Here is a 25,103-nt window from a genome sequence, read left to right as displayed (position 1 = left end):
AGGCTGAGAACAATAAAACTGCTCGAAGGCAGTGCCTGTACTGGTTAGGTCACAACGTGACCATGGTAGCGTCAGCATCCAAAGCAATCCGTTTGCTACTAACTCCCAGCTTGGGAGGTTTTCCAAGGGTCTCTGACTCAATGGAACGGGTAAACCAACAAAAACAACAAGCCCGCCATAATAATAAAAACAAAGCACGCACCTACTTGGGGGGGAGCTTAGGCTCCCCCAGTAGCTTCAACCCTCCCAGCTTCGACTGCCATCCCTCGCTTCCTACACCATCCCCCGACTCAATGCTAGAATCCGCAGCATCCATGCGGTCATCATTTATTCTGGCCGGTCATTTCGTCATACAGTGCCCCTTATGCTGAAAAAGCTGTTCAAGTCTTTACGCTCCCCGCTGCGCCGCGCCAAACATTCGCACAGCACCCCAGAAGTGCTGAGCAATCACCAGCACCCCATACGTCGTGGACAAATCAGTCGTTACGCCACAGGTATCGTCGAGCGCCTGCAGAAAGCCGGCTATCAGGCCTACCTGGTCGGTGGCTGCGTACGCGACCTGCTGCTGGACATCGACCCCAAAGACTTCGATGTGGCCACCAGCGCGACGCCCGAGCAGGTGCGCGCCGAGTTTCGCAATGCACGGGTGATCGGTCGCCGCTTCAAGCTGGTACACGTGCATTTCGGCCGCGAGATCATCGAAGTCGCTACCTTCCGCGCCAATCACCCGCAGGGAGATGAGGAAGAGAACAGCAATCTGGCCTCGCGCAATGAAAGCGGACGGATTCTGCGTGACAACGTCTACGGCAGCCTTGAAGACGATGCCCAGCGCCGCGACTTCACCATCAACGCGCTGTATTACGATCCGAGCAGCGAGCGCATTCTCGATTACGCCAATGGCATGCATGACATTCGCAATCACCTGATCCGCCTGATCGGCGACCCAACTCAGCGCTACCAGGAGGATCCGGTGCGGATGCTGCGGGCGGTGCGTTTTGCCGCCAAGCTGGATTTCGAGATTGAGAAGCACAGTGCCGCGCCGATCTACAAGCTGGCACCGATGCTCCGCGAGATCCCCTCGGCACGCCTGTTCGATGAGGTCCTCAAACTGTTCCTCGCCGGTTACGCCGAGTACACCTATGAACTGCTGGTCGATTACGGCTTGTTCGGCCAACTGTTCCCCCCCCNNCGGCTTGTTCGGCCAACTGTTCCCCGCCAGTGCCGCTGCGCTCAAGCAGAACCCTGACTACACCGACCAGTTGATCCGCAATGCCCTGGCCAATACCGATCTGCGCATCCAGCAGGGCAAAACCGTGACCCCGGCCTTCCTCTTCGCCGCTCTGCTCTGGCCGGCGCTGCCAGCCCGGGTATTGTTGCTGCAAGAGCGCGGCATGCCGCCGATTCCGGCAATGCAGGAAGCCGCCCACGAGCTGATCGCCGAGCAATGCCAACGCATCGCCGTGCCAAAACGCTTCACTCTGCCTATCCGTGAAATATGGGACATGCAAGAGCGTCTGCCGCGCCGCAGTGGCAAACGCGCCGACATGCTTCTGGACAATTCCCGCTTCCGCGCCGGCTATGACTTCCTCCTCCTGCGCGAAAGCGCGGGCGAGCAGACCGACGGCCTCGGCGACTGGTGGACGGACTATCAGGACGCCAGCGACAGCGAACGACGCGGCATGATTCGCGACCTCAGCAGTAAAGACGACGGTCCTGGCGCGCCGCGCAAGCGTAAGCGCAGCGGCAGCAAACGCAAGCGCAGCCCCAGCACCGAAGGGGCTGCAAGACCGGACCAGGAGTGATGGAGCGCGTCTATATCGGTCTCGGCAGTAACCTAGCCGAGCCGCTCAAGCAGCTGCGCGGCGCCCTGACAGCACTGGCCGCCTTGCCGCAGACGCAGCTGCTGGCCCAGTCCTCGTTCTATGTCAGCGACCCGCTCGGCCCAGCGGATCAGCCGCGCTACGTCAACGCGGTAGCCGCACTGGATAGCGCGCTCGAACCGCTGGTCTTGCTCGACGCCCTGCAAGCCATCGAGTTGAGTCAAGGTCGCGAGCGCAAGGCCGAACGCTGGGGACCTCGCACCCTCGACCTGGACATTCTGTTGTTTGGCGAGCGCCTACTGAATAATGCCCGCCTGACCGTGCCGCATTACCATATGCACGCCCGCGCCTTCGTTCTGTATCCCCTGGCCGAGCTGGCTCCAGAACTATGCCTGCCGGACGGCCGGGCACTCAGTGAACTGCTCGCCGCCTGCCCTTTCGCAGGGCTGGAGCGCCTGCCGGCCTGAACGCGGTGTGCGCGCGCGCGTGCGGCGTTAGCCACGCGATGAACGACCGCACGGTGCCGCTTCGGCTGAGAAATCAGCGGCCTCAGCAGGGCGCATAACAGCCTGGCTCGGGTGTCGGCGGTAACGTCAGTAACAAGTCGGTAACACCCGCAATTGACTTCAAGCCCCCCCATCAGGACTATAGGCGTCCCGTTGCCCAGCACCGGTGCAAAACGAGGCCAATGCAGGCCATATTGAAGCAGTTCAACAGCTTGCTGAATGCCTGAGTGAGGACGATTCTCATGCCAGAAATTACCCTGACCACCCTGCAAAGCCTCAAGCAGAGCGGCGAAAAAATTGCCATGCTGACCTGCTATGACGCCACCTTCGCCCATGCAGCCTGTCAGGCTGGCGTCGATGTACTGCTGGTCGGCGACTCCCTCGGTATGGTGCTGCAGGGGCATGACAGCACCCTGCCAGTCAGCATCGCCGACATGGCTTACCACGTCGCCAGCGTCAAGCGCGGCAACCAGGGTGCATTGATCCTCGCTGACCTACCCTTCATGGCCTACGCCACCACCGAGCAAGCCCTGCACAACTGCGCAGTCCTGATGCAGGCCGGCGCGCACATGGTCAAGCTGGAAGGCGCGGCCTGGTTGGCCGAACCCATTCGCCTGCTGGCCGAGCGCGGCGTGCCAGTCTGCGCCCACTTGGGCCTGACCCCGCAAGCGGTGAATATCCTTGGCGGCTACAAGGTTCAGGGTCGCCAGGAGGCTCAGGCACGGCAAATGCGCGCCGACGCCATGGCCCTGGAACAAGCCGGCGCCGCCATGCTGCTGCTCGAATGCGTCCCCAGTGAATTGGCTGCGGAGATCAGCCAGGCAGTGAATATCCCAGTCATCGGCATCGGTGCCGGTAACGCCACCGACGGTCAGGTACTGGTGCTGCATGACATGCTCGGACTGTCCCTGAGTGATCGCACGCCTAAGTTCGTGAAAAACTTCATGGCTGGCCAGAGCAGCATCCAGACGGCGCTCAGCGCTTACGTCAAAGCGGTCAAAGACCAGAGCTTCCCCGCAGCCGAACACGGATTTTCTGCATGAACACGGTTAAAACCATCCGCGAACTGCATGCCGCTGTTGCCCAGGCCCGCGCCGAAGGCAAGCAGATAGGTTTCGTGCCGACCATGGGCAACCTGCATGCCGGGCATACCGCGCTGGTGGCAAAAGCCGCCCAACGCAGCGACTTCGTGGTCGCCAGTATCTTCGTCAATCCGCTGCAGTTCGGCCCCAACGAAGACCTTGGCACCTACCCGCGCACCCTCGCCGCCGACCAGGAAAAACTGTTCGAGGCCGGCTGTCACTTGCTGTTCACCCCGGATGTCGAAGAGATATACCCCGGCGGCATGGCCGGCCAGACCCGCGTCTGCGTGCAAGGCGTCGCCGAAGGACTGTGCGGTGCCAGCCGCCCTGGCCATTTCGACGGAGTCGCCACCGTGGTGACCAAACTGTTCAACATGGTGCAGCCGGATCTAGCCGTCTTCGGCCAGAAAGACTTCCAGCAACTGGCGGTGATTCGTACCTTGGTGCGTGATCTGAATATGCCCGTGCAGATTATCGGCGAACCGACTGTGCGCGCAGAAGATGGCTTGGCATTGTCCTCACGTAACGGTTATCTGAGCGAAGAGCAACGCCGTGCGGCGCCTGCGCTGTATCGCAGCCTGCAGCAGATTGCCGCATCCATTCGCAGCGGCGAGCGTGACCTTGCCAAGCTGATCGCGATCGCACAGCAGCAGCAAACGGCCGCCGGCTTCCGCCCTGACTACCTGGAAATTCGCGAGTCGAACAGCCTGCGAGCCGCCAGCCCGGAGGATCGCCAGCTGGTCATTCTGGCTGCTGCGTTTATTGGCAACACCCGCTTGATCGATAACCTGGCGTTCGATCTCGATGCAGTGACTTAACCGACCACCTGTACCCTTGCCGCGCTTTTATCGCCGAGCGCACACTTCAGTCGCCGTCTGTGGACCGCCAAGAAACAGCCATGCACGCCATCATGCTCAAAGCCAAGCTGCAGCGCGCCGAAGTCACTCACGCCGTGCTCGATTACGAGGGGCCTGCACCATTGATGGGGAATGGCTGGACCTGTCCGGCATCCAGGAGTATGAGCAGATCCATATCTACAACATCGACAATGGCGAGCGCTTCACCACCTATGCAGTTCGCGGCGAAGCCGGCTCGCGGATGATTTCAGTAAACGGTGCAGCCGCGCACAAGGCCAAGGAGGGCGACCGCGTGATCATTTGCGCTTACGCCCATTACAGCGAGGCCGATCTGCTCAACTTCAAACCGCGCCTGCTGTACATGGCAGCAGGCAACGAGTTGAGCCACACCAGCACCGCCATTCCGCAGCAGGTTGCCTAATCCTGTACCCAGGCCGTTACACTAAAAGCCCGGCACACGAGCAGTGTTCCGGGCTTTTTATTGCCCCCCGCTTTTTAAGCACGCACCAGCAAAAGGAAGCCTCCGCATATGGCGTACTACCAGCACCCGCTCGATGTCACTGCCCTGCCCTCTTGGCAGGCTCTGCAAACTCATCGCGCCAGCTTGCAGAACTTCAACATGCGCGAAGCGTTCAGCACCGATCCAGAGCGCTTCAGCAAACTGTCGCTAAGCAGCTGTGGAATATTTCTCGATTACTCGAAAAATCTGATTAACCAGGAGACCCGCGAACTACTGGTCAACTTGGCGCAAGAAACCGGTTTGGCCCAGTCGATCCGCGCCCTATTCGATGGTGAACCGATCAATGCATCGGAAGCCCGTCCGGCGCTGCATACCGCCCTCCGCCGCCCCATCGGCGACAAGGTACTGGTCGATGGCGTCGATGTGATGCCGGAGGTGCAGCGAGTGCTGCACCAGATGACCGAGGTGGTCGGCAGCATCCACGATGGCTTGTGGCGCGGTTACACTGAAAAGCCCATCACCGACGTGGTGAATATCGGCATTGGTGGCTCGTTCCTCGGTCCGCAACTGGTCTCCGAAGCGCTGTTGCCATTCGCCCAACGCGGTGTGCGCTGCCATTACCTGGCCAATATCGATGGCAGCGAATTCCATGAACTGTCGGCCAAGCTGCGGGCGGAAACCACGCTGTTCATCGTCTCCTCGAAATCCTTCAGCACCCTGGAGACCCTGAAGAATGCCCAGGCCGCTCGCCGCTGGTACCTGGCCCAGGGTGGCTCAGAAGCGCAGCTGTATCGGCACTTTATCGCGGTGTCGAGCAATCGCGAGGCGGCGGTCGCGTTCGGCATCCACGAAGAAAATATCTTTCCCATGTGGGACTGGGTCGGCGGGCGTTATTCGCTATGGTCGGCCATCGGCTTACCGATCGCCATGTCCATCGGCATGTCCAACTTCAAGGAGCTGCTGTCCGGTGCCTACAGCATGGATGAGCATTTCCAGAGCGCACCGTTCGAAGACAACATGCCGGTACTGCTGGCCCTGCTGGGCATCTGGTACGGCAATTTCTGGGACGCGCAGAGTCAGGCGATCCTGCCGTACGATCATTACCTGCGCAACATCACCAAGCACCTGCAGCAGTTGGACATGGAGTCCAACGGCAAGCGCGTACGCCAGGACGGCAGCCCGGTGAGCTGTGCGACCGGCCCGGTGATCTGGGGCGGCGTCGGTTGCAACGGTCAGCACGCATACCACCAGTTACTGCACCAGGGCACACAGCTGATTCCGGCGGACTTTATCGTGCCGGTGGTCAGTTACAACCCGGTCGCCGACCACCACCAATGGCTGTACGCCAACTGCCTGTCACAGAGCCAGGCCCTGATGCTGGGCAAGAGCCGCGCAGAAGCCGAAGCCGAGCTGCGCGCCAAAGGCATGAACGAAGAGCAGGTACAGTTCCTCGCCCCGCACAAAGTGATTCCCGGCAACCGCCCGAGCAACACACTGGTACTCGAGCGAATCAGTCCGCGCCGCCTCGGAGCGCTGGTCGCGATGTACGAGCACAAGGTGTTCGTACAGAGCGCGATCTGGGGCATCAACGCCTTCGACCAGTGGGGCGTCGAACTGGGCAAGGAGCTGGGCAAGGGGGTTTACCAACGCCTCACCGGCGATGAGCAGCAGCCGGCGGAAGATCCCTCCACTCAAGGTTTGATCGACTATTTCCGCGGTCGCCATCGCGGCTGAAAGCTCCCGGCCGACCCAACATACGTCGGGTCGGCCGGCCCATAAAACACGGCTACGCACTCAATCACCGGACCTCCCGAGCGCTTGGCACCCTGCATCTGAGACAACCTTCGGCGCGAACCTGCGCCCCTGCCAAAAGCGCACGCCAGCACTTGAATCAAACAGTGACTTGGGTGCTACCCTTACGGACATCGCGGAAACACAACAAGAAGGCCCCGCCATGTTTGAGATCACTCGCCACCCCGTCAGCGCTGCAGTGCGTCAGCGTGCCCACCTCAACGACGACGACTACCAGCGTCTGTACCGACAATCCATCGAGCAGCCTGAAACCTTCTGGGCCGAGCAGGCGACGACCTTTCTCGACTGGTTCAAACCCTGGCGCAGCGTGCACCACGGCGACATGCGCAAAGGCCAGGCCAGCTGGTTCAGGGACGGCCAACTGAACGTCAGCTATAACTGCATCGACCGCCACCTGGAGCAGCGCGGCGAACAGATTGCCCTTATCTGGGAAGGCGACAACCCTGCCGAATCCGCCAACATCACCTACCGTAAACTGCATCACCACGTCTGCCGCCTGGCCAATGTGCTGAAGAGTCGTGGCGTACAGAAAGGCGACCGGGTGTGCATCTACATGCCGATGGTGCCGGAAGCGGCCTATGCCATGCTCGCCTGTACGCGCATCGGTGCGGTGCACTCGGTGGTGTTCGGTGGTTTCTCTGCCGACGCCCTGCGTGATCGCATCCTGGATGCAGATTGCCGCACCGTGATCACCGCCGACGAAGGCGTGCGCGGCGGCAAGTACGTGCCGCTCAAGGCCAGCGTCGACAAGGCGCTGCAAAGCTGCCCGAACGTCTCGACCGTGGTGGTGGTCGAGCGTACCCAAGGCAAGATCGACTGGGTCGAGGGCCGAGATCTCTGGTACCACGAGGCACTGCAGAAAGTCGACGACGACTGCCCGGCCGAACCGATGGACGCCGAGGACCCGCTGTTCATCCTCTACACCTCGGGCAGTACCGGCAAACCTAAGGGTGTGCTGCACACCACTGGCGGCTATCTGTTGATGGCGGCCATGACCCACAAGTACGTATTCGACTACCACGACGGCGACATCTATTGGTGCACCGCCGATGTCGGCTGGGTCACCGGGCACAGCTACATCGTCTATGGCCCGCTGGCCAATGGCGCCACCAGCCTGATATATGAAGGCGTACCGAACTACCCCGATGCCTCGCGCTTCTGGCAGGTGATCGACAAGCACCAGGTGAACATCTTCTACACTGCGCCAACCGCCCTGCGCGCGCTGATGCGCGAAGGCGAAGATCCGGTCAAGCAGACCTCGCGCAGCAGCCTGCGTCTACTCGGCAGTGTCGGCGAGCCGATCAACCCGGAAGCCTGGGAGTGGTACTTCAATGTGGTCGGCGACAGGCGCTGCCCGATCGTCGACACCTGGTGGCAGACCGAAACCGGCGCCATCATGATCACCCCGCTGCCCGGCGCCACCGACCTCAAACCCGGCTCGGCGACCCGGCCGTTCTTCGGCGTGCATCCGGTCCTGCTGGATGAGCAAGGCCAGGAAATCGAGGGTGCGGGCTCAGGCGTGCTGGCGATCAAAGCCAGTTGGCCGAGTCAGATACGCAGCGTCTACGGCGACCACCAGCGGATGATTGATACCTATTTCTCCGCCTACCCAGGCTACTACTTCAGTGGTGACGGCGCACGCCGCGATGAGGACGGCTACTACTGGATCACCGGACGCGTGGACGACGTGATCAATGTGTCCGGCCATCGCATCGGCACCGCCGAAGTGGAAAGTGCCCTGGTCCTGCACGATGCGGTCGCCGAAGCCGCAGTGGTCGGTTACCCACATGATCTCAAGGGCCAGGGTATCTACGCCTTCATCACCCCGATGAACGGGATAGAGCCGAGCGAGGCGCTACAAAAGGAGCTGCTGACCCTGGTCAGCAAGGAAATCGGCGGTTTCGCCAGACCGGAGCTGATCCAATGGGCGCCGGGCCTGCCGAAAACCCGTTCGGGCAAGATCATGCGGCGCATCCTGCGCAAGATAGCCTGCAACGAACTGGACAACCTCGGTGACACCTCTACCCTGGCCGACCCGTCCGTGGTCGACGACCTGATCGACAAGCGCCTCAACCGCTGAGACAAGCATCACCCGGGCACGCGCTGCCGTGCCCTCTGTTGCAGCGCTTGAAGGTGCAGCCGCGCGGTCGTCCCAAGCCGCTTCGCCGCCTCGTCATCCCTGATGAGGCGGCAGCCTGTTCAACCTGAACGCCACCAGCTCAGATCGACAGACCTAACGCCGCGCCAACCACAACAAACCGAAGCCCCCACTGCCACTAGGCCGTATAGCGAGGTGTTACCCAGCTTGCCTGCTCACATAAGGCTGCCACTAGCTGGCCGACCGTACGGGTTCATGAGCTGGTCGTGGGCAAAGTCCATGTGCCACCATAACCGCCTTCGCGGCTCGCCGCGCCTGTCACTGTGAGGATCGATTCATGCAAGAAGTCGTTATCGTCGCCGCCACCCGCACCGCCATCGGCAGCTTCCAGGGCGCGCTGGCGGGCATTCCTGCCACCGAACTGGGCGCTGCGGTGATCCGCCAGCTGCTTGCGCAAACCGATCTGAATGGAGCCGAGGTCGACGAAGTGATCCTCGGCCACGTACTGACCGCTGGCGCAGGGCAGAACACCGCACGTCAGGCTGCGATCAAGGCCGGTCTGCCCCATGCAGTGCCAGCCCTGACCCTCAACAAGGTCTGCGGCTCGGGTCTGAAAGCCCTGCATCTGGGCGCCCAGGCGATCCGCTGCGGCGATGCCGAGGTGATCATCGCCGGCGGCATGGAGAACATGAGCCTGGCTCCCTATGTCATGCCCAAGGCTCGCACCGGTTTGCGCATGGGCCATTCCCAACTGATCGACAGCATGATCACTGATGGACTGTGGGACGCCTTCAACGACTACCACATGGGCATCACCGCCGAGAACCTGGTGGACAAGTACGCCATCACCCGTGAGGCGCAAGACGCCTTCGCCGCGGCCTCGCAACAGAAAGCCTGCGCCGCCATCGAAGCCGGGCGTTTCGTCGAAGAGATCACCCCGATCCTGATTCCCCAGCGCAAGGGCGAGCCCCTGGCCTTCGCCACCGACGAGCAGCCGCGCGCCGGCACCAGCGCCGAATCCCTGGGCAAACTCAAGCCGGCGTTCAAGAAAGACGGCAGCGTCACCGCCGGCAACGCCTCCAGCCTCAACGACGGCGCCGCCGCAGTGCTGCTGATGAGCGCGAGCAAGGCCCAGGCGCTCGGCCTGCCGGTACTGGCGCACATCGCCGGTTACGCCAATGCCGGCGTCGACCCGGCGATCATGGGCATCGGCCCTGTGTCCGCAACTCGCCGCTGTCTGGAGAAGGCCGAGTGGAGTCTGGAGCAGCTTGACCTGATCGAAGCCAACGAAGCCTTTGCCGCCCAGGCCCTGGCGGTCGGCCAGGAGCTGGGCTGGGATGCCAGCAAGGTCAACGTCAACGGCGGTGCCATCGCCCTTGGCCACCCGATCGGCGCCTCCGGCTGCCGGGTACTGGTGACCCTGCTGCACGAGATGATCAAGCGTGATGCCAAGAAAGGCCTGGCAACCCTGTGCATCGGTGGCGGTCAGGGCGTGGCCCTGGCCATCGAACGCGACTAACAGGCCGTTGAAAAATGTAGCGAGCGAAGACTAGGGCCGTGCCCGCTCCCTTTGGGTAACGGCATTTCCCACATCCATGTGGGTCATAAGGCGAAATCAGTTGCAACACAGCGAAGCGAAGTAACAGCCGGAGGCTGGCCCGCAGGGTGAGCGTAGCGAATCAAAAGCGCAGTGTACGAGTTGTACATGAGCATTTTGAGACGCCGCGCCCCGGGCTGATTTCAACGCCGCATAGCCGAGCGCAGTAGCTTTTCAACGGCCTGCTAACGCCTGGCACTCGCACTAGCTGCCTCGGCGCCGCTTGCCGTAGGCGATCTACTGCCTGCGCGCCACCTCCTCGCAACGAGGAGCGCTGGACAGGACGTCCGAACGCCGGCGCCGCTCCGAGAGAAGGCGCCGACGCTTTTCTTGCTAGACTGCGCACCTCCCTCCTATTCCGAGCCATCGCGCATGCCTGCTCTCGACCAGGCGCTGCGCGCCGCCCTGCACAATCGCCAAGCCCTGCTGAATGAGCTGCACCAACAAGGCACCGATTGCTACCGCCTGTTCCATGGCAGCCAGGAAGGTGCCAGCGGCCTGACAATAGACCGCTACGGACCGCAGCTGCTGGTACAGAGTTTTCACCATAGCCTTGAGCGCGATCAGCTGCTGCGCCTGGCCGAGCAATGCCGCGAGCAGCTCAACCTACCCCTGCTGCTGGTGTACAACGACCGCTCCCAAGGCAACTCGCGTATCGACCGCCAGGACCCCATCTACCCAGCCGAGCCCGACGCGCTGGCGGATTTGATTGGCCATGAATGGGGCCTCAACTACCGAGTGCGTGGCCGTCATGCCGGCCAGGATCCGCTGCTGTTTCTCGATCTGCGCAATGCCCGCGGCTGGGTCAAGGCGCACAGTTCCGGTAAAAGCCTGCTCAATCTGTTCGCCTACACCTGCGGAATCGGCCTCAGCGCCGCAGCCGGCGGCGCGAGTGAGGTGCTCAACCTGGATTTCGCCGAGGGCAACCTGGCGGTTGGTCGCGAGAATGGCATGCTCAACCCCGAACTGACTCCGATGCAGTTTATCCAGTCAGATTATTTCCCGGCCATCCGCCAGCTGGCCGGACTACCCATTACCCAGCGTCGCGGGCAAAAACTGCCGACTTACCCACGCCTGACATCACGCCAGTTCGACCTGGTGTTTCTCGATCCGCCCGCCTGGGCCAAGAGCGCGTTCGGCACTGTCGACTTGCTACGCGACTATCAAAGCCTGCTCAAACCGGCACTGCTCGCCACCGCCGAGGATGGCGTGCTGATCTGTTGCAACAACCTGGCAAAGGTCAGCCTGGCCGACTGGCGCGAACAGGTCCTGCGTTGTGCCAGCAAACTCGGGCGCCCTGTGCGTGAGTGCCAGGTACTGACGCCGGCGGCGGACTTCCCCTCGCTCGACGGCCAACCGCCGCTGAAGACCCTGATCCTGCATTTCTAAAGGTCGGCCCCGCGCGGCAGAAACCTCGGTGGCGGAGAAGGAACCGTCCGCACATGCCATACTCCAAGGCATTTCTCGTCGGGATAGATGACGCCTCGCCATGTACAACGGAATGAAACGCGCCGCCGCTGCCCTGCTGATTGCCGCAGCCCTCTACAGCCTACTCGGCTTCCTGATCCTGCCCGGGATTGCCTTGCGCCTGGCCAACCAGCAATTGGCTCTCTACGCTACGCTGCCCGCCAAACTTGAGCGCCTGCAGCTCAACCCATTCAGCCTGGAGCTCAGCCTGTGGGGCCTGCACATCGGCGAACAGGAACAGCAACAAGTGGCCTTCGAGCGCCTGTACGCCAACCTGCAACTCGACAGTCTATGGAGTGGCGCGCTGCACTTGGCCAATGTTGAGCTGGATCAAGCCCGCAGCCAGGTGCTGCTCGACAAACAGGGCAGGCTCAATCTGGCGCAACTGTTCAAGCTGCCCGAGCGCCCCACGGCCGCACCGGACGAAGTACCAGGCGAGCCGTTCCCGCTGCGCATCGACCGGATCAAACTGACCGAGGGTAAGCTGCACTTTGCGGATCGACGTCCGAGCGACCCCATAGAACTCATCTACGACGACCTTAGCCTGGAACTGCAGCACCTCAGTACCCTGCCCGACGACAACGCTGAAATAACCCTGACCGCTAATGGTCCTGAAGTTGGGCGGATAGACTGGCGTGGTCAGATCAGTTTACGGCCACTCAGTTCCAGCGGCCACCTGACACTCAGCCAAGGTCAGTTGAAAAGTCTCTGGCCCTATGTACGCGATGCCGCCCCACTGGTGCTGGATAAAGGCCAAGTCAGCCTGGCCACCGACTACCACCTGAAGCTGGGCGAGAAACTCCAGCTGCTGCTGAACAACACCCAGATCCAAGTCAAATCTTTCGCCATCAAAGCACCGACTGGCCGGCCGCTGGTTAAGCTGGCCAATCTGCAGATCAGCGATGCGCGCCTGGACCTGGCTAAACAGCAGATAACGGTGGGCAAAGTCCGTAGCCAGCAGCTGGAGACCTGGGCTGCCCGCGAGCGCGATGGCCAGCTGGACTGGCAAACACTGCTGCTACCGACAGCGCAGGACAGCAGCTCAGCCGCTCAGAAGCCGGCAAAAACACCACGACCAGTCAAACAGCAGAACCCGGCAGCCAGCAAACCCTGGCAAGTGGTGCTAGACGATGTGCAACTGCGTGATTACCAGGCTCATCTGGTCGACCGCCTGCCAGAGCAGGAGGTGACGCTCGAGCTCGGCCCGCTAAACCTCGACCTGCAAAACCTCGATAGCCTCGGCACTTCACCCTTCCATCTCAAACTGGATAGCGGACTGGGCGAACAGGGCCAGCTGCAGGCCGAGGGTCAGATACAACTGAAGCCGACGTCTGCCACCCTTAAAGTCAGCACGCGCGACATCGACTTGCGTCTGGCTCAGGCCTATCTGAGCCCCTTCGTGCGCCTCGAACTGCGCAGCGGCCTGCTCGGCAGCGATCTGCAGGTCGACCTGAGCAGTACCGCACCACTGGCGCTCAGCGTCTCCGGTAAGGCCCAGGTCAACCAGCTGCACACCCTCGACAGCCTCAAGGAGCGCGATTTCGTACGCTGGCAGCAGCTCAACCTGGACGGCCTGAACTACCAACACGGCGACAGCCTGAAGATCGCTAGCGTGCGCCTGAACCAACCCTATGCACGCTTTATCATCAACGAAGACCTCACCACCAATGTCAGCGACTTGCTGATCGCTCAGCCGGTGACCGCCACCTCGACTGCGGCCGCCCCCTCGGAGTCGACCAGCCAACCCTTAGCCATTCACATCGGCGAAGTGGTCATAGCCGATGGCTCGGCCAACTTCGCCGACTTCAGTCTGACGCCCGACTTCGCCACCGCCATTCAACAGCTCAACGGGCGTATCGGCACCCTCGACAATCGCAGTTCGAAACCAGCCAGCGTGGATATCGCCGGCAAGATCGATCGCTATGCGCCGATGAGCGTCAAAGGCAGCCTCAACCCCTTCGACCCACTCGAGAGCCTGGATATCAACACTCAGTTCAAGCAAGTCGAACTGACCACCCTGACCCCCTATTCAGGCAAGTTCGCCGGTTACCGGATTCGCAAGGGACGACTCAACCTGGACCTGCATTACCGCATCAGCAAAGGCCAGCTCAATGCGCAAAACAGCGTGGTGGTCGAGCAGCTTCAACTGGGCGAACAAGTCGACAGCCCCAGTGCAGTCGACTTGCCCATACGCCTGGCGGTCGCCTTGCTCAAGGACAGCGAAGGTAAGATCGCCATCCAGCTGCCGGTTAAGGGCGACCTCAACAATCCCCAGTTCAGCGTCATGCCGATCGTCTGGAAAACCCTACGTGGTCTGGTGCTGCGGGCCGCCCAAGCGCCCTTCAAGTTTATTGCAGGCCTGGTCAGCGGCGGCTCACAAATGGATCTGAGTCACGTGTCATTCACCTCCGGCAGTGCAGAGCTCGATACGCAGGCAAAGGCTGCCCTGGACACTCTGGCCAAGGCACTGAAACAACGCCCGGCGCTACGCCTGGAAGTGGAAGGCAGGAGCGCGCCGCTCAGCGACGGCCCACCATTGGCCGAACAGCGTCTAGCTCGCGAATACCAGAACAGCTATTACACAATTCTCCAGCGCCGTGGCACCCCGGTACCGGCCGAGGCCAGCCAGCTACAGGTGCCGGAAGAGGAAAAAGCCGCGCTGCTCGAAGGTATCTACCGCACTCGCCTGAAACAGCAGCCGCCCATCGAGTGGGCCCAACTGGAGTCTGAACAACGCGCCGCCCAGTTGCGCAATGCCGTGCTGCAGCTCTGGGCACGGAGCAAATTATTGCCGCGTCGGCTGGCCCAAGCCCGCGCCGCCACGATCAAGGACTTCCTGGTCGACCGAGGGGGCCTGGCAAACGAGCGTATCTACCTGCTGGACGTCAGCCTTGATCCTGCACCGGTGGGCGGCAAGGTGAACACCGCACTGCACCTCGATAGCCAATGAACTGGAGCCGATGATGCGCACTTACCTGCTCGGCCTGGCATTGCTCCTCTGTTGCAACGTCAGCGCCCATGCCGACACCCTGCGCTGCGGCAGTCAACTGGTGGGTGTCGGCGATCGCGCCTTCGAAGTGCAGCAAAAATGTGGCGAACCGACCCATCGCGACCTGGTCGGCTATACCCTCGGCCCCTACGATCGGCGTGAGCTCAAGATAGAGGAATGGATCTACGGCCCGAGCAATGGCGTGCTGACTATCCTCACCTTCGAGGGCAATCGGCTAACCCGCATCGAGCGCCGCCGCAGTCACTGACAGACCAGTGACTGCGGTGTAGGCTGACCCCTGCACATCGATTTCAGGAAGAACCCCGGTGAAGTACCTGTTGCTCTCCTTGCTGCTACTGACCAGCGCAGCCGAAGCTTCGACGCTGCGTTGCGGCAGCGCGTTGATTAGCCGCGGCGATCCCAGCAGCGAAGTCCTCAGTAAATGTGGTGAGCCGGTCAGCCGAGACTTTCTTGGCTACCGCGAAACGCTAGACGCCTATGGCTTTCGCAACGAAGTTGCGGTTGAGGAATGGAGCTATGGCCCGCGTAATGGCATGTATCACTTCCTGCGATTCGAGGGGAATCGGCTGATCAAAATCGACAGCAAGCGCGGCAACTGACAAACCACAGGCCTGCTGATAACCTCGCGTTGTTTCAATCAATCGGACAAGGAAGCCTCCCCATGCGACATATACTCCCCTTCATATTTTTCTTCGCCGCTGCTAGCGCCGATGCCTCCCTGCGTTGCGAAAAAGGCATCGCTAGCGAAGGCGATCGCAGCATCGAAGTTCAAGCAAAATGTGGCGAAGCGAACAGCCGCGACTTACTCGGCTATACCTTGAACGCCAACGGCGATCAGGAAAAGCAAATTGAAGAGTGGGTCTATGGTCCACGCAGTGGCATGTTTTACTATTTGACGTTCGAGGGCGGACGCCTGAAAAAGATCGACAGCAAGCGCGGCAACTAAGGCGAGCAACCCCATAGGTGCAGCCTCCTCGCAACCAGGCACCTAGGCCACATACGCTTTATAGGTACGCCGCTTTAACTGTCCAGCGCTGACAAGAAACCCTGCCTGATATCGATATTGAGCACGGGTCTTTAGCAAATGCAAAAGCCCCCGCAAGCAATACTCGCGGGGGCTTTTGAGTGACAGTGCTTACAACTTGCTGCTGAAGTCGCGTACTTCCTGTTGGGCCTTTTCCTTGGTCCAGCCATAACGCTCCTGCAGCTTGCCGGCCAAATACTCGCTATGGCCTTCGGCAACATCCAGGTCATCATCGGTCAGGTTGCCCCAACGCTCCTTGATCCGGCCACTGACCTGCTTCCACTTACCTTTGATCACATCGGAATTCATGCTGTTGTCCTCCTTGGATGACGCCAGACCCGAACAGGCCGGACGTATATCGTCACACTTAGTTGGCGGACTTCAGGCCGTCGGCAGACACTGCGGTGACGCCCTTGATCTCCTTGGCCTTGGCAATCGCCAGGTCACGCTCGGCATCGCTGGCGACCACCCCAGAGAGTGCGACCACGCCTTGGTTGGTTTCGACTTTGATATCCATGCCGCTGAGGCTGTCATCTGCAAGGAAAGTTGACTTCACCTTGCTGGTGATCCAGGTATCGGACACCGCTTCTTCAGCTTTATCCATCGTATTCCCCGCCAGCAGCGTAGGCTGCACAGCAGTAGTGTTGGCCGCGAAGGCGGTACCGGCCAACGACAGGCTGAGGGCGGTTGCAGTGATTGCGGCAAAGGCAAACTTGTTGATTGACTGTTTCATGGCTATCGACTCCTGTACGTTGCAGATTATCTGCAAGCCCGTTCCCGGCTGCAGTCTCGAGACTACTGTCGCAAGCCCTATGCCAACCCAAACAAAAAATTTATCCTTATATTTATCAACAACTTAACCAATATAAAAAATCACACTGCTCATGCAAACTGCATGCTCGAGCGAATTGCTTCAGGCAAATTGCAAGAGGCAGAACGCCATCACGACAAGCTCACCGTCCCAACGATGCATTCACCTGGCCCAGGCTCCATCCACCCTGTAACTCAGGCCAATAAGGCATTTCACAGGCCCTCGCTGGCTTATTAATGCAGCGAGAAGGTTTGGGCGTACGGCCGAGCGCTTTAGCCATATTTCCGCTGTCGCAGATGCCAAAAGCCAAACAAAAAAGGGCCCCGAGGGGCCCTTTTCTCTACAACTGAAGTGCAGGCGTTGTTACACGCCTGAGGCTTCGGCTGCCGCTACATCTTTGATCGACAGCTTGATACGGCCACGGTTGTCCACGTCCAGTACCAGAACCTTCACTTCCTGGCCTTCTTTGAGGATGTCGGTGACTTTCTCGACACGCTGATCGCTCAGCATCGAGATGTGCACCAGACCGTCCTTGCCCGGCAGGATGTTAACGAAGGCGCCGAAGTCGACGATACGCTCAACTTTACCGACGTAGATCTTGCCGATTTCGGCCTCTGCGGTGATACCCAGAACGCGCTGGCGTGCTGCCTCAGCCGCTTCCTTGGTTTCGCCGAAGATCTTGATGGTACCGTCGTCTTCGATATCGATGGACGCTTTGGTCTCTTCGCAGATGGCACGGATGGTCGCGCCACCTTTGCCGATCACGTCGCGAATCTTGTCCTGATCGATCTTCATCGCGATCATGGTCGGGGCGTTGGCCGACAGCTCGGTACGCGACTGGGCGATGACCTGGTTCATCTGGCCGAGGATATTCAGGCGCGCTTCCAGGGCCTGGCCCAGAGCGATTTCCATGATTTCTTCGGTGATGCCCTGGATCTTGATATCCATTTGCAGAGCGGTAACGCCCTTGTCAGTACCGGCTACCTTGAAGTCCATGTCACCGAGGTGATCTTCGTCACCGAGGATGTCGGTCAGAACGGCAAACTTCTCGCCTTCTTTAACCAGACCCATGGCGATACCGGCAACCGGTGCCTTCATTGGCACGCCAGCGTCCATCAGAGCGAGGGAAGCGCCGCAGACCGAAGCCATGGAGCTGGAACCGTTGGACTCGGTGATTTCCGAAACCACGCGAATGGTGTACGGGAACACATCGGCGCTTGGCAGCATGGCTGCGATGGAGCGACGAGCCAGACGGCCGTGACCGATTTCGCGGCGGCCAGTAGCGCCCATGCGACCACACTCACCGACCGAGTATGGTGGGAAGTTGTAGTGCAGCATGAAGGGGTCTTTGCGCTCGCCTTCCAGGGTGTCGAGCAGCTGCGCGTCACGTGCGGTGCCGAGAGTGGCAACCACCAGGGCCTGGGTTTCGCCACGGGTGAACAATGCAGAACCGTGGGTCTTGTCCAGCACCCCAACTTCGATGTTCAGACCGCGGACGGTACGGGTATCACGGCCATCGATACGCGGCTTGCCGTTGACGATGTTCTCACGCACGGTGCGGTATTCGATCTCGCCAAACACCTCTTTGACTTCACCGGCAGTCGGCTGGCCTTCTTCGCCTGCGAACTTGGCGACGATTTCATTGCGCAGCTCACCCAGACGGGCATAACGCTCATGCTTGACGGTGATGGTGTAAGCCTGGGAGATGGCCTCGCCGAACTCGCCGCGAATAGCGTTGAGCAGGGCAGTGTTCTCGGGCTTGGGCTGCCAGTCCCAGGTCGGCTTGGCGGCTTCGGCAGCCAGCTCGGTAATGGCCTGGATCACGACCTGGAATTCGTCGTGGGCAAACAGCACGGCACCGAGCATCTGGTCTTCGGTCAGCTCTTTGGCTTCCGACTCAACCATCAGCACAGCGTCTTTGGTACCGGCTACGACCATGTCCAGGCTGGAAGCCTTGAGCTGCTCGTAATTCGGGTTCAGCAGGTAGCCGGTTTCCGGGTGAAAGGCGACGCGCGCAGCACCGATAGGGCCGTTGAACGGAATACCGGAAATGGCCAGGGCTGCCGAAGTACCGATCATCGCAGCGACGTCCGGGTCGGTCTTCTTGCTGGTGGAGATCACGGTGCAGATAACCTGCACTTCGTTCTGGAAGCCTTCTGGAAACAGCGGACGGATCGGACGGTCGATCAGGCGCGAAGTCAGGGTCTCTTTCTCAGAAGGACGCGCTTCACGCTTGAAGAAACCACCGGGAATCTTGCCGGCTGCGTAGGTTTTTTCCTGGTAGTGCACCGACAGCGGGAAAAAGCCCTTGCTCGGGTCGGCAGTCTTGGCGCCAGTAACGGCGACCAGTACGGCGACGTCGTCGTCAACGGTGACCAGCACTGCGCCGGAGGCTTGACGGGCGATACGGCCTGTCTCGAGGGTAACGGTCGACTGACCGAACTGGAATTTCTTGATGACCGGGTTCACGGTGTTTTCCTTCTCTTCATTGCCTTTGGGGAAAGCTGTTTCTTGCAGAATTCGTGGGCAACAGCGGGAGTCGAACCCGCAGCCGTCCAAAACGCGTGTGACTGAAAGGCAAAAGCTGGAAGCAGGGATAAACCCCACTTCCAGCTTCGGCATTCAGCTTCGCGTAAGCATTGCTTAGCGACGCAGACCCAGGCGACCGATCAGGGCGCTGTAACGACTAACGTCCTTGCTCTTCAGGTAATCCAGCAGCTTGCGACGCTGGTTAACCATACGGATCAGGCCACGACGCGAGTGGTGGTCCTTACCGTTGGCCTTGAAGTGACCTTGCAGCTTGTTGATGTTGATGGACAACAGGGCAACTTGCACTTCCGGCGAACCAGTGTCGCCTTCAGCTTGCTTATAGTCGTTAACGATCTGAGCTTTTTCTTCAACGCTGAGTGCCATGTGGGCTTCCTCTCAGTTAGGAAACTGCCGAAAACCAGCAGTTCCAATAGGCCGGAAATTACTTCCCGTGTTTTTTAAATGAGGCATGACCGTGCCTATTAACAGCCACCCTCGACATGGACACCGCAAACCTAAGGTTTGCGACCACCCACTACGGTCAAACCGACCGAATCAAACGACGCGGCGCTATCCGCCCGTCTTCGCTCACTTCACCTATACCGATAAAGCGACCGTTGTGATCTTGCACCCGCACCATGCCGAACTTCGGCGCTTCCGGTGCGCGTACCGGCTGCCCTTGCAACCAATAAAACGAACTGTGCTCGGAGAACTGCAGCAACGGCCAATGCTGCAGGCCACTGTCAACCGGCAGGAGAAACTGGTCGACCGCTTCATTGCCACCTTCGGCATGCACACGTTCCAGCTCTTCGAGCGTCACGGTGCGGCTTAAGTCGAAGGGGCCAGCCTTGGTTCTGCGCAGCTGCGCAACGTGAGCACCGCAACCGAGCAACTGACCGATATCCTCGACCAAGGTGCGGATATAGGTGCCCTTGCTGCAATCGACCTCCAGGCGCGCTTGCTCCGCATCGCAGGTCAGTAATTCCAGGCGCGCAATAGTAACAGAACGCGGCTCGCGCTCCACCACTTCGCCTGCACGCGCCAGCTTGTACAACGGCTGGCCATCACGCTTGAGGGCCGAGTACATCGGCGGTATCTGACTGATTTCACCGCGAAAACGCGGCAGCAGCGCTTCGATATCGGCGCGACCAACGGTCACCGGTCGACGCTCTAGCACTTCGCCTTCAGCATCCGCGGTGGTGGTGGTGATACCCAGCTGCATCAGCGTCTCGTAGCCTTTATCGGCGTCCAGCAGGTACTGGGAAAACTTGGTCGCCTCACCGAAGCACAGTGGCAATACACCGGTGGCGAGCGGGTCAAGGCTGCCCGTGTGCCCAGCCTTCTCGGCATTAAGCAACCAACGGACCTTCTGCAGCGCCGCATTGGAGCTGAAACCACGGGGCTTATCGAGCAGGATGATGCCATCGACGGCACGACGAATACGTTTCACCTGAGCCACTCGCTTACTCCTCAGACTCGGTGGATTCATCACCGTGCTGACGGTCTTGGCTGACCGCACGCTCGATCAAAGCCGACAACTCCGCACCGCGAATCACGCTGGCGTCGTAGTGGAAGCGCAGGTTCGGAACGCTGCGCAGCTTCATCGCCTTGCCCAACTGCATGCGCAGAAAACCGCTGGCATCGTTGAGCACCTTGATGCTCTGCGCCACGCCATCCACACCCTCTTGCGGCTCGCCGCCCATCACGGTGACGAACACCTTGGCGTGGCTGGAGTCGCGACTGACTTCCACCGCAGTCACAGTCACCAGACCACCCAGACGTGGGTCTTTGATTTCCATGCGGATCAACTGTGCCAGCTCGCGCTGTATCTGGTCGCCGATGCGCTGGGCCCGGCTAAATTCTTTGGCCATTTCTACTACCTTCACTCGCCACACTGCCCGGATAAGCAGCGGACCTAAAAGCGGCAAACGCCCGGCCTCGCATAAACGGGGCCGGGCGCTGCGTATCGCAACTCGCGCTTACATGCCTGTTACAGGCTGCGAGCCACTTGGACTTTCTCGAACACTTCGATCTTGTCGCCGACCTTGACGTCGTTGTAGCTCTTCACGCCAATACCGCACTCCATGCCGCTACGCACCTCGGACATGTCGTCCTTGAAGCGGCGCAGGGATTCCAGTTCGCCCTCGAAGATCACCACGTCGTCGCGCAGCACACGGATCGGACGATTGCGGTGCACCACACCTTCGACAACCATACAGCCGGCAACCGCACCAAACTTCGGCGAGCGGAACACGTCGCGAACCTCGGCGATACCCAGGATATTCTCGCGAACATCACTGCCGAGCATGCCGGTCAGCGCCTTCTTGACGTCTTCGATGATGTCGTAGATCACGTTGTAGTAACGCATATCCAGACCTTCCTGCTCGACTATCTTGCGTGCGCCGGCATCGGCGCGCACGTTGAAGCCGAACAGCACGGCGTTGGAGGCCAGCGCCAGGTTGGCATCGGATTCGGTGATACCACCGACGCCGCCACCGACCACACGCACCTGCACTTCATCGTTACCCAGGCCGCCGAGCGAACCTTGCAGCGCTTCCAGGGAGCCACGGACATCGGATTTGAGGACGATATTCAGCGTCTTCTTCTCTTCCTGACCCATGTTCTCGAAGATGTTTTCCAGCTTGCCAGCATGTGCACGAGCCAGTTTGACTTCGCGGAACTTGCCTTGACGGAACAGGGCAACTTCGCGGGCCTTCTTCTCGTCGGCCACCACAGTCATGTCGTCGCCAGCTTCCGGCGTACCATCGAGACCGAGAATCTCGACTGGGATTGCTGGACCGGCTTCCTTGATCGGCTTGCCATTCTCATCGAGCATGGCGCGGATGCGGCCATAGTTCGAGCCGACCAGAATCATGTCGCCTTGACGCAGGGTGCCATCCTGAACCAGAACAGTAGCCACGGGACCGCGACCCTTGTCGAGACGCGACTCAACCACGACGCCACGACCAGGTGCAGACGGGGTCGCTTTAAGTTCAAGCACTTCGGCTTGCAGCAGGACAGCTTCGAGCAGGTCGTCGACACCAGTACCGGCTTTCGCCGAGACGGATACGAATGGCGTATCACCACCCCACTCTTCGGAAGTCACGCCCTGAACCGACAGTTCGCTTCTGATGCGATCGAGATCGGCACCCGGCTTGTCGATTTTATTCACTGCAACGACCAACGGAACCCCAGCAGCCTTGGCATGCTGGACCGCTTCAATGGTCTGCGGCATCACGCCGTCGTCTGCAGCCACAACCAAGATCACGATGTCGGTCGCCTTGGCACCACGTGCACGCATGGCGGTGAACGCCGCGTGACCCGGGGTATCGAGGAAGGTCACCATGCCGCGCTCGGTTTCTACGTGGTAGGCACCGATATGCTGAGTGATGCCACCGGCTTCACCCGCGGCCACTTTGGCGCGACGGATATAGTCGAGGAGCGAGGTCTTACCATGGTCAACGTGACCCATGACAGTGACAACCGGCGCACGGGAAATCGACTCACCCTCGAACTTCAGGTATTCGGCCAACTGATCTTCGAGCGCGTTGTCGCTGACCAGCTTGACCTTGTGACCCAGTTCTTCAGCGATTAACTGTGCAGTTTCCTGATCCAGTACCTGATTGATGGTCACCGGAGTGCCCATCTTGAACATAAACTTGATCACTTCCGCGGCCTTCACCGACATCTGCTGTGACAGGTCGCCCACGGTGATTGTTTCACCGATCAGAACGTCACGCACGATGGGGCCAGCCGGGCTGGTGAAGCCGTGCTGGTTGCGTTTTTTCAGCTTCGACTTGCCACGGCCACCGCGGCGGAAGTTGTCTTTTTCCTCGTCGATAGTGCGCGGAGCTACACGCGGTGCAGGCGCCTTTTCCTTAACGGTTGGGCGGTGCTGCGTGGTTTTGCGCTCACCACGACGGTCTGAGTCGTCATTGCGCGGCTTATCGGTGCGGCGCGGCTCATCTTTCTTGCGCTCCTCAACGACCGGCACAACTGCAGGCACGTCAACTACTGCGGCAGTTGCAACCGGCGCAGCAACTTCCCCAGTCTTGGCTGCAGAGCTTTGACGCTGCGCCTCTTCCTCGGCACGACGCTTGGCATCGGCTTCGGCCGCCAGGCGTGCAGCTTCGGCTGCCGCACGCTGCTCTTCAAGCTCGCGCTGCTTCTCGGCTTCAATCTCTTCAGCGCTGCGCTTGACGAAAGTTTTCTTCTTGCGAACTTCAACGCTGATGGTCTTGCTACCAGCCACTCTCAAGGTGCTAGTAGTTTTGCGCTGCAAGGTAATCTTGCGTGGCTCTTCAGCCTTTTTATCGCCGTGGCTGCTCTTAAGATGAGCGAGCAGGGCTTGCTTCTCGTTATCGGTGACAACTTGCTCGGCACTGCTGTGCGGCAAACCTGCCTCACGCATCTGCTGCAGCAGGCGCTCTACCGGTGTGTCGACCACTTGGGCCAGTTCTTTCACCGTGACTTGCGACATGCACTTCTCTCCTCAGGCCGTAAAACTTACTCGAACCAATGGGCTCGGGCGGCCATGATCAGCTTGCCGGCACGCTCAGAGTCGATGCCGTCGATGTCGAGCAGGTCGTCAATCGACTGCTCGGCTAGGTCTTCGCGGGTAATCACACCGCGCACTGCCAGTTCCTGCGCCAAACCTTTGTCCATACCCTCAAGTGAGAGCAGGTCTTCGGCCGGGTGGCTGTCTGCCAGCTTTTCTTCAGTGGCGATGGCTTTGGTCAGCAGGCGATCTTTAGCCCGCGACCGCAACTCGTTGACGATTTCATCATCGAAACCGTCGATGCTAAGCATCTCTTCCATCGGCACATAAGCGATTTCTTCCAGGCTGGTGAAACCTTCGTCCACCAACACCTGAGCCAGCTCCTCATCGACTTCCAGTTCGTCGATAAAACGCTGAAGAATATCGCCAGTCTCAGCCTGCTGCTTGGCCTGAATGTCCGCCTCGCTCATGACATTGAGCGTCCAACCGGTCAACTGGCTGGCCAAACGTACGTTCTGACCACCGCGACCAATGGCCTGAGCCAGGTTGTCTTCGCCGACAGCGATATCCATGGCATGAGCATCTTCGTCGACGATGATCGCCGCAACTTCGGCCGGCGACATGGCGTTGATCACGAACTGCGCGGGATTGTCATCCCACAGCACGATATCCACACGTTCACCAGCCAGCTCGCCAGACACCGCTTGTACGCGCGAACCGCGCATGCCAATACAGGCGCCTTGCGGATCGATACGCTTATCCTTGGAGCGAACGGCCAACTTAGCGCGAGAACCCGGGTCCCGCGAAGCGGCCATCACCTCAATCAACTCTTCGGCGATTTCCGGCACTTCAATGCGGAACAACTCAATCAGCATTTCCGGCGCAGTACGCGAAAGAATCAATTGCGGGCCACGATTCTCGGTGCGAATTTCCTTGAGCAGCGCACGCATGCGCGCACCCACACGGAAAGTCTCACGTGAAATGATGTCCTCACGAGCCAGCAGGGCCTCGGCATTGTTACCCAGGTCAACGATGACGTTGTCGCGGGTGACTTTTTTCACGGTGCCCGAGATGATTTCGCCCAATCGCTCACGATAGGCTTCGACCACCTGGGCACGCTCGGCTTCACGTACCTTCTGCACAATGACTTGCTTGGCAGTCTGTGCAGCGATACGGCCGAACTCGATCGACTCGATCTTCTCTTCCAGGACCTCACCGACTTTCGCGTTTGCTTCCATCGCCTGCGGCATATCGACCGTCAGTTGATGTGCCGGATCTTCGAAATCGGCCTCTTCCACCACAGTCCAGCAACGGAAGGTTTCATAGTTGCCCGTTTGGCGATTGATCGCCACGCGCAACTCGACCTCGTCTTCAAACCGTTTTTTCGTCGCTGTGGCCAAGGCCAGTTCCAGCGCTTCAAAAATTACGCTAGCCGGCACACCCTTTTCATTGGATACCGACTCAACAACCAGCAGTACTTCTTTGCTCATCGTACGCCTCGCCTTTCGCAATCCATTGGATCCGCGGGATCC

Annotated in this window: 19 protein-coding genes and 2 pseudogenes; 13 read left to right on the top strand and 8 right to left on the bottom strand. The window is 60.0% G+C overall.

The genetic code is table 11. The annotated features are described in order from the left end of the window. Window positions 1–364: 364 nt before the first annotated feature. The 13 genes and pseudogenes from TMS3_RS07855 to TMS3_RS07795 all read left to right on the top strand — a co-directional run bounded on the left by TMS3_RS07855 (window position 365) and on the right by TMS3_RS07795 (window position 15,655). Window positions 365–1,802: pseudogene (locus TMS3_RS07855) on the top strand (polynucleotide adenylyltransferase PcnB). Beyond that, on the top strand, window positions 1,802–2,287 hold the full coding sequence (folK, locus tag TMS3_RS07850; protein ID WP_025164712.1) for a 2-amino-4-hydroxy-6-hydroxymethyldihydropteridine diphosphokinase: 486 nt from the start codon (window positions 1,802–1,804) through the stop codon (window positions 2,285–2,287). Before TMS3_RS07855 ends, folK begins: the two are co-directional and overlap by 1 nt. A gap of 281 nt (window positions 2,288–2,568) precedes the next feature. Continuing rightward, on the top strand, window positions 2,569–3,369 hold the full coding sequence (panB, locus tag TMS3_RS07845; RefSeq protein WP_025164711.1) for a 3-methyl-2-oxobutanoate hydroxymethyltransferase: 801 nt from the start codon (window positions 2,569–2,571) through the stop codon (window positions 3,367–3,369). Then, window positions 3,366–4,226, top strand: a complete 861-nt coding sequence (gene panC, locus TMS3_RS07840; protein WP_025164710.1) for a pantoate--beta-alanine ligase — start codon at window positions 3,366–3,368, stop codon at window positions 4,224–4,226. Before panB ends, panC begins: the two co-directional genes overlap by 4 nt. An 80-nt stretch (window positions 4,227–4,306) precedes the next feature. Beyond that, window positions 4,307–4,686 (top strand): annotated as a pseudogene (gene panD / locus TMS3_RS07835) (aspartate 1-decarboxylase). Window positions 4,687–4,794: 108 nt separating this feature from the next. Continuing rightward, window positions 4,795–6,459 carry a glucose-6-phosphate isomerase gene (pgi, locus tag TMS3_RS07830; protein ID WP_025164709.1) on the top strand — a complete coding sequence of 555 codons (1,665 nt, stop codon included), beginning with the start codon at window positions 4,795–4,797 and terminating at the stop codon, window positions 6,457–6,459. A gap of 220 nt (window positions 6,460–6,679) precedes the next feature. Continuing rightward, window positions 6,680–8,617: an acetate--CoA ligase gene (gene acs / locus TMS3_RS07825; RefSeq protein WP_025164708.1), complete on the top strand. Its 1,938-nt coding sequence runs from the start codon at window positions 6,680–6,682 to the stop codon at window positions 8,615–8,617. A 355-nt stretch (window positions 8,618–8,972) separates the two neighbouring features. Beyond that, window positions 8,973–10,154 carry an acetyl-CoA C-acetyltransferase gene (locus TMS3_RS07820; protein WP_025164707.1) on the top strand — a complete coding sequence of 394 codons (1,182 nt, stop codon included), beginning with the start codon at window positions 8,973–8,975 and terminating at the stop codon, window positions 10,152–10,154. 450 nt (window positions 10,155–10,604) lie between these two features. Then, window positions 10,605–11,621 carry a class I SAM-dependent rRNA methyltransferase gene (locus TMS3_RS07815; protein WP_025164706.1) on the top strand — a complete coding sequence of 339 codons (1,017 nt, stop codon included), beginning with the start codon at window positions 10,605–10,607 and terminating at the stop codon, window positions 11,619–11,621. A gap of 100 nt (window positions 11,622–11,721) precedes the next feature. After that, window positions 11,722–14,649, top strand: a complete 2,928-nt coding sequence (locus tag TMS3_RS07810; RefSeq protein ID WP_025164705.1) for a DUF748 domain-containing protein — start codon at window positions 11,722–11,724, stop codon at window positions 14,647–14,649. 13 nt (window positions 14,650–14,662) lie between these two features. Further along, window positions 14,663–14,956, top strand: coding sequence for a DUF2845 domain-containing protein (locus TMS3_RS07805; protein WP_025164704.1), 294 nt, complete (start codon window positions 14,663–14,665; stop codon window positions 14,954–14,956). A 58-nt stretch (window positions 14,957–15,014) separates the two neighbouring features. Next, a complete protein-coding gene (locus TMS3_RS07800; RefSeq protein WP_025164703.1) occupies window positions 15,015–15,308 on the top strand; it encodes a DUF2845 domain-containing protein in 294 nt (97 codons plus the stop codon). Between the two features lie 62 nt (window positions 15,309–15,370). Continuing rightward, a complete protein-coding gene (locus TMS3_RS07795) occupies window positions 15,371–15,655 on the top strand; it encodes a DUF2845 domain-containing protein (RefSeq protein ID WP_029866199.1) in 285 nt (94 codons plus the stop codon). Window positions 15,656–15,844: 189 nt separating this feature from the next. On the opposite strand, the gene TMS3_RS07790 is transcribed toward TMS3_RS07795, so the two are convergent. From TMS3_RS07790 to nusA, 8 genes are all read right to left on the bottom strand, one after another. Beyond that, window positions 15,845–16,042 (bottom strand): CsbD family protein, encoded by a 198-nt coding sequence (locus TMS3_RS07790; protein ID WP_025164701.1) that lies wholly within the window; start codon window positions 16,040–16,042, stop codon window positions 15,845–15,847. A gap of 58 nt (window positions 16,043–16,100) precedes the next feature. Then, window positions 16,101–16,466, bottom strand: a complete 366-nt coding sequence (locus TMS3_RS07785) for a BON domain-containing protein (protein ID WP_025164700.1) — start codon at window positions 16,464–16,466, stop codon at window positions 16,101–16,103. Window positions 16,467–16,907: 441 nt separating this feature from the next. Next, a complete protein-coding gene (pnp, locus tag TMS3_RS07780) occupies window positions 16,908–19,013 on the bottom strand; it encodes a polyribonucleotide nucleotidyltransferase (RefSeq protein WP_025164699.1) in 2,106 nt (701 codons plus the stop codon). Between the two features lie 174 nt (window positions 19,014–19,187). Beyond that, window positions 19,188–19,457 (bottom strand): 30S ribosomal protein S15, encoded by a 270-nt coding sequence (gene rpsO, locus TMS3_RS07775; protein ID WP_025164698.1) that lies wholly within the window; start codon window positions 19,455–19,457, stop codon window positions 19,188–19,190. 157 nt (window positions 19,458–19,614) lie between these two features. Then, entirely contained in the window at window positions 19,615–20,532 is a 918-nt protein-coding gene (gene truB / locus TMS3_RS07770; protein ID WP_025164697.1) for a tRNA pseudouridine(55) synthase TruB, read from the bottom strand. Between the two features lie 4 nt (window positions 20,533–20,536). Next, window positions 20,537–20,944 carry a 30S ribosome-binding factor RbfA gene (gene rbfA, locus TMS3_RS07765; protein WP_025164696.1) on the bottom strand — a complete coding sequence of 136 codons (408 nt, stop codon included), beginning with the start codon at window positions 20,942–20,944 and terminating at the stop codon, window positions 20,537–20,539. A 119-nt stretch (window positions 20,945–21,063) separates the two neighbouring features. Then, window positions 21,064–23,553, bottom strand: coding sequence for a translation initiation factor IF-2 (gene infB / locus TMS3_RS07760; RefSeq protein WP_025164695.1), 2,490 nt, complete (start codon window positions 23,551–23,553; stop codon window positions 21,064–21,066). Window positions 23,554–23,579: 26 nt separating this feature from the next. After that, window positions 23,580–25,061 (bottom strand): transcription termination factor NusA, encoded by a 1,482-nt coding sequence (gene nusA, locus TMS3_RS07755; RefSeq protein WP_025164694.1) that lies wholly within the window; start codon window positions 25,059–25,061, stop codon window positions 23,580–23,582. Window positions 25,062–25,103: the final 42 nt, after the last annotated feature.

The organism is Pseudomonas taeanensis MS-3 (genome assembly GCF_000498575.2).
GTDB classification, from domain to species: Bacteria; Pseudomonadota; Gammaproteobacteria; order Pseudomonadales; family Pseudomonadaceae; genus Aquipseudomonas; species Aquipseudomonas taeanensis.
The sequence above is the reverse complement of the archived record's forward strand: the minus strand, read 5'-3'. Positions and strand labels throughout refer to the sequence as shown.